We start from the raw sequence: 2145 nt of genomic DNA on the forward strand, positions 1-2145 counted from the left end.
TCGGCGCCGTGGTCGGCGACGGCCTGGCCGCCGGCGGCGGCGGGAGTGGACGCCGCGTGCGCCACCGCGGGGGCGGTGAAGGAGGCGGACGCGGTGGCGAGGGTCAGGAGGAGCGGGAGCGCGGCGCGGGTGAGGCGCTCGCGGATTCCGATCCTTCCGTGGTGTCTTCGCTCACGCCCGCTGGTGGGTGGACAGCTCCTCATGACGGTTCCCTTCGGCTGAACGGTCCGGTGTGACGCGGTGGGGGGAGGAAACCGTGGGCCGAGTACGTAGAGAAATCAGAATGCTACCCACGGTGACCATATGGGTGCAGTATGCCGTCTGATAATCCGACAAATCAGGTCGAGGAGGCCGAACGTGGACGTATTCACCCCGGTGCGTGCGACGGGTCCGCCCGGCGGGTGGCCGGTGCCCACCGCCGATCGGATCCGAGTAATATGTCAACTCGACGAATGACTCTTACAGGGGGTGGCGGGTGGACGAGCCCACCGTCAATGAGCTGGTGCGGGCCTGGGTCGAGGGCTGGATCGTGTCGCGGGGCGCGGCCGACCCGGTGGACGAGCCCTGGGGGTGGAGCGTCGACGTCGGGCAGCCGAAGCAGGTGGCCCGGCACGTCCTGCCGGACCCCGTCGAGGCCGACGTCCGGAAGCTGGTGGCGGCCACCACCGCGCCGGGCACCTGGCTGAAGCTCTTCGCCGACGAGGACACCGTCCGCCCCTGGCTCGGCCCCGGCTGGCGGTACGACCTGCCCGGCTATCTGATGACCGTCCCGCTGGCCGCCGAGCGCCCGGTGGTGCCCGCCGGGTACACGCTCACCGGCTGGTGGCGCGGTGGCGTGTTCCGGGTGCTGGTCCGCACCGGGGACGGCCACTACGCCGCGCGCGGCCAGCTCGCCGTCACCGGGGCGACCGCCGTCGCCGACCAGATCGAGACCGATCCCGGACACCGCCGCCGGGGGCTCGGCTCACTGGTGATGCGGGCCCTGCGGGACGCCGGACACCGCGCCGGCGCCACCACCGGCATCCTGGTCGCCACCCCCGAGGGGCGGGCGCTGTACTCCGCCCTCGGCTGGAGCGTCCGCGCGCCCATGGCGAGCCTGTTCTACGCGCCCGGGGCGTGAACGCCGCCGCGCCGGTCCGGACGGGNGGTCCGGACGGGGTGTCCGGACCGGCGCGGCGCTGCGACACCGGCTCAGCGCTGCTTCAGCACTGGGGCCGCTTGCCGTGGTTGGCGCCCTTGCGGCGGGCCTTCTTCTTGCGGCGGCGCTTCGAGGACATCGGGCCTCCTAGGTGGTTCGCCTCCGTCCAACTTCTCACACCGCCGGCCCGCCGTCGCGTCGTCGTCCCGCGGAAGGGCGCGGGCCCTACGCGGTCTGCCAGAGCGCCGGGGCGTTCGGCGGCTCCCAGCCGACGATCGCCTGGTGGCCCTGGAGGCAGCGGTAGGAGGTGGTGCCGTAGGTCACCGTGTCACCGGCCTGGTAGACGGTGCCGGCCGACCAGGTGCCGCCGGGGGTGCCCGGACCGGGGCCGGGGCCGGGGCCCGACGAGTTCGTCTTCAGCGTCAGCCCGTAGCCCTGGAGGATCGGGTTGACGGGCTGGTAGTAGGTGGTGCCGCCCTGCGAGCAGTTGCCGGTGCCGCCGGAGGTCACGCCCTGCGCCTGCGTCCCGGAGATGAACGAGCCGCCCGAGTCACCGGGTTCGGCGCACACGTTGGTCCGGGTCACGCCGGAGACGGTGCCCTCCTGGTAGGTGACGCTGGTGCCGTGCTGCTGGATGGTGCCGCAGTGCCAGCCGGTGGTGGATCCGGAACGGCAGACCGAGGCGCCGACCTGCTGCTGCACCGAGCCGCTGACCGCACCGGACGCGCCGGTCACGTACGGGGTGGCCGTCCAGCTGCTGTTGGCGGCGACCCAGGACATGTCGTTGCCCGGGAACACCGAGGCCTGGAAGCTGCCCTGGGCGGCCCGGTTGGAACCGGTCGTGGTGGCGCCGGTCCGGCCGCAGTGGCCCGCGCTGACGAAGCCCTGGGTGGTCCCCCGGGTGATCGGGAAGCCGATCGAGCAGCGGCTGCTGCCGCCGATGTAGTAGGCGTCGCCGCCGCGCAGGTCGTACAGCGGGCGCGGGGCCTCGGCCACCCCCTCCACCC

Annotated in this window: 3 protein-coding genes; 1 reads left to right on the forward strand and 2 read right to left on the reverse strand. The window is 73.4% G+C overall.

The annotated features are described in order from the left end of the window. Positions 1-475: 475 nt before the first annotated feature. Complete coding sequence (locus tag ABD308_RS15045) at positions 476-1120, forward strand: GNAT family N-acetyltransferase (protein WP_344333774.1); 645 nt, start codon at positions 476-478, stop codon at positions 1118-1120. An 82-nt stretch (positions 1121-1202) separates the two neighbouring features. Here ABD308_RS15045 and ABD308_RS39850 read toward each other — a convergent pair whose 3' ends face one another. Continuing rightward, complete coding sequence (locus ABD308_RS39850; RefSeq protein ID WP_486327024.1) at positions 1203-1316, reverse strand: hypothetical protein; 114 nt, start codon at positions 1314-1316, stop codon at positions 1203-1205. A 47-nt stretch (positions 1317-1363) separates the two neighbouring features. Next, on the reverse strand, positions 1364-2145 hold a 782-nt coding region (locus ABD308_RS15050; protein ID WP_344333775.1), incomplete at its 5' end, for a carbohydrate-binding protein.

The sequence above is a fragment of the Kitasatospora putterlickiae genome (assembly GCF_039527695.1).
GTDB classification, from domain to species: domain Bacteria; phylum Actinomycetota; class Actinomycetes; order Streptomycetales; family Streptomycetaceae; genus Kitasatospora; species Kitasatospora putterlickiae.